The 3001-nt window shown below is 71.4% G+C and carries 2 protein-coding genes; one reads left to right on the forward strand and one right to left on the reverse strand.

The window, feature by feature from the left end; genetic code table 11:
- Positions 1–302: 302 nt before the first annotated feature.
- On the reverse strand, positions 303–854 hold the full coding sequence (locus ABZZ38_RS30370) for a MarR family transcriptional regulator (RefSeq protein WP_356745755.1): 552 nt from the start codon (positions 852–854) through the stop codon (positions 303–305).
- A 906-nt stretch (positions 855–1760) separates the two neighbouring features.
- Between ABZZ38_RS30370 and ABZZ38_RS30375 the strand changes: the two genes are divergently transcribed.
- The coding region (locus ABZZ38_RS30375) for a HAMP domain-containing protein (protein WP_356745757.1) at positions 1761–3001 on the forward strand (1241 nt) is incomplete at its 3' end.

The raw sequence follows: 3001 nt of genomic DNA on the forward strand, positions 1-3001 counted from the left end.
CGCACTGCTCGACGTCATCTCCGCCATGCCACCCGCACAGCGCGCCGCCCTCGCCACCGGCCTGACCGGCTTCCGCCTCGCCATCGAGGACACCGGCCCGAAGGACGACAAGGCGACCGGTGACGCGGCGGAGACCGCCTGACCACGGCATACGGTCGGTACGTCCTCCGCTTCACGACTCACCTGCCTCTGTTCCGGAGCGTGCGGCCACGGGCTGGGCACGCGGACGGACTCGCACGACGCAAGAGTGTTTCTTCGGGCACACAGTTGTCAAACGACAACTATTTCTATGCCGTAACCGCCTACGCTTCCGCTTCCGGAACCCTGGCCGCCCCGCCGACGTCACGTTGCACCCCCTTCCACCCGTTTTCGGCCTCGCCGACGACGCCACGCAGGCAATCCCGGGTCACCTCGCACGCCGCCTTGACCGCTTGCAACTGGGCCGCTGAGTGCGGAAGGGCCGGGGCGATGGCACGCGCGCACGCGGCCCGCATCTCCTCCATCACCTCCTCGCCCGCCGGCGTGAGCGTCAGCAGCGACTTGCGGCGGTCGGCCCCGTGGGCGTGCCGGGCCAGCAGCCCCGCGCTCTCCAGGCGCCCGCAGAGACGACTGGTCGAAGCCGGGGTGATGTGCAGCGCTCTCCCCAGTTCGGTGAGCCCTACGGCCGCAGACCTCCCCACTGCGGCCAAGGCCCGCAGGGTGAGGTGCGGGACGGCTGCGGGAGCATGCAGATCCGCGTACTCCGCGAGTGCGACCAGCGTCGCCGCCGCCTTGACCGCGTCGGCGTCGGCCTCGGTCGTCGCCGACGGCCTCTGCGCGCCTGCCCCGGGTGTCTGCGTGTCGCCGTCACTCATAGCCACGTCTGGGATGCCTGCCTGTCTGCTTCCCTGCTGGTGCCCGCCATCCGGCCCGGCATACCTCTCGGCGCGGCTTCCGGGCGGTCACCGCACTCCGGTTACGCGCGGAGCGGGCGGCGCCGGGGCCGGGATGGCCGAGGTCGAAGCGCGTGAGGAGACCGACGCCCCGGTCGACGCGCTCCGCTACGGACTGAAGAGCGAACAATCGGTGGAACCTGTGGGTGCCGCCCAGCCGGTCCTGCGTCGGGGCGGGGCATGACCGCACCGGGCCGGCATCCAGCGCGCCGGCCACGGGAAAGGGCTGCCGATGCTCCCCGACGGTGACCTCGGCGAAACGCCGCACACCCCGTCGCCACCCGCCACCCGCCACCCGCCATCGAACCGGAACGCGGCGACACCACCACGCACCCTCTGCGTACCGAGGACGACCTGCCCACCCCGCGGCACGCCGTGCGCGCCGCCATCCTCAGCGCCGGGTTCGGCCCGGTGGACCGGACTCGCCGCCGACCGAGCGCGCGGGGCGCCTTCCCGGCGCGCCGGCGGCTGTGCGCGGCGCTCGTCCGCTCCGACGCGCTGGTCGCGGAGTACCGCCGGATCGGGCGCGGGCCCGGCCGGCGTCCGGTGCGACCCGGGGCGGCCGCGGGGGCGCCGGGTACGGTTGCAGGCGGGCGCGGGGCGCCGGTCGTGGGCGTCGCCGAGCTGCCGCCGGAGTGGGCCCGCCCCGGCCGGAGGGGGCGGCTCCGGGCTCGATTGCCTCCGTCCTGCCGTGTGGGTTAGCCTTTGGCGTATTTGTCATGTGGCAATGGTTAAGTGTCGAAAGAAAACACGGGGCCGCCCGGCACACGCCGGGCGTGCGTCTGTTCGGTCTTTTCGTCGTGGCATCTGAGTGGAACGAGGTCGGTCATGGCTGAGACGGCGGTCGAGGGTTCGCGTTCGGTGCCGCGGTCGCGGCCTGCCCGTGGGGCCGGCAAGGTGGGCGAGTCGGAGCTGCGGCAGCTGCTGGCCGGCCTTACCGCGGTACGCGACGGGGACTTCGGCACCCGGCTGCCCGACGAGGGGGACGGGCTGATCGGGGAGATCGCCACCGTCTTCAACGGCATGGTGGACCAGCTGTCGCTGTTCACCTCCGAGGTGACCCGCGTGGCCCGGGAGGTGGGCACCGAGGGCACGCTGGGCGGCCAGGCCGTGGTCCCGGGCGTCTCCGGTACGTGGGCGGACCTGACCGACTCGGTGAACGCCATGGCGGGCAATCTGACGACCCAGGTCCGGGACATCGCCCAGGTGGCCACGGCGGTGGCCAAGGGCGACCTGTCACAGAAGATCGACGTGGACGCCCGCGGGGAGATCCTGGAGCTCAAGAACACCGTCAACACGATGGTCGACCAGCTCTCCGCGTTCGCCGACGAGGTCACGCGCGTCGCCCGCGAGGTCGGCAGCGAGGGCCGGCTGGGAGGTCAGGCCGACGTCAAGGGCGTCTCCGGCACCTGGCGCGATCTGACCGACTCGGTGAACTTCATGGCCGGCAACCTCACCGACCAGGTCCGCAACATCGCCCAGGTCACCACCGCTGTCGCCAAGGGCGACCTGTCACAGAAGATCACCGTCGACGCGCGCGGCGAGATCCTGGAACTGAAGAACACCATCAACACGATGGTCGACCAACTCTCCTCCTTCGCGGACGAGGTCACCCGCATGGCGCGCGAAGTGGGCACCGAAGGGATTCTCGGTGGCCAGGCCGACGTCAAGGGCGTCTCCGGCACCTGGCGGGATCTGACCGACTCGGTGAACTTCATGGCCGGCAACCTCACGGCCCAGGTGCGCTCCATCGCGCAGGTGGCCACGGCGGTGGCCAAGGGCGATCTGTCGCAGAAGATCAACGTCACGGCGCGCGGCGAGATCCTGGAGCTGAAGGACACCATCAACACGATGGTCGACCAGCTCTCCGCGTTCGCCGACGAGGTCACGCGCGTCGCCCGCGAGGTCGGCACCGAGGGCCGGCTGGGAGGGCAGGCCGACGTCAAGGGCGTCTCCGGCACGTGGAAGGACCTGACCGAGTCCGTCAACGTGATGGCCGACAACCTGACGGCCCAGGTGCGCTCGATCGCCGAGGTCACCACCGCGGTGGCACAGGGCGATCTGTCGCA

The sequence above is a fragment of the Streptomyces sp. NPDC006368 genome (genome assembly GCF_040612535.1).
Lineage (GTDB): Bacteria > Actinomycetota > Actinomycetes > Streptomycetales > Streptomycetaceae > Streptomyces.

Bases quoted from the DNA above. Each gene is read 5' to 3' on its own strand.
- ABZZ38_RS30370 (WP_356745755.1), bottom strand. From the start codon at position 854: ATGAGTGACGGCGACACGCAGACACCCGGGGCAGGCGCGCAGAGGCCG.